Raw genomic sequence first — 453 nt, forward strand, 5'->3', positions numbered from 1 at the left:
ACTTTATCTTCATAAGCCGGGCCGATGCCGCGACCGGTTGTACCAATTTTGCTTTTACCGCGGGAAGCTTCGCGAGCTTGGTCAAGCGCAATGTGGTAAGGCAGAATCAATGGGCAGGTCGGCGCAATTTTCAGACGGCCTTCGACGTTTTTCACACCGGCAGCATTCAATTCGTCGATTTCACCCAACAATGCTTCAGGAGAAACGACAACACCTGAGCCGATGAAGCAGTCCAAAGTCTCATGCAAAATGCCGCTTGGAATCAGGCGCAAAATGGTTTTTTTGCCACCGACGACCAAAGTATGGCCGGCATTGTGGCCGCCTTGGAAACGTACAACACCGCTGGCTTCTTCCGCCAGCCAGTCAACAATCTTACCTTTGCCTTCATCACCCCATTGGGCACCGATTACGACAACATTTTTAGCCATAGCCATCTAACCTTATTTCAGATAC

1 protein-coding gene is annotated in these 453 nt (G+C 50.3%); it reads right to left on the reverse strand.

What is annotated here, in order from left to right; genetic code table 11:
- On the reverse strand, nt 1-428 hold a 428-nt coding region (locus tag ACTHUE_RS20345; RefSeq protein WP_440424317.1), incomplete at its 3' end, for an adenylosuccinate synthetase.
- Between the last annotated feature and the right edge of the window lie 25 nt (nt 429-453).

Source organism: Neisseria sp. P0021.S005, assembly GCF_051956955.1.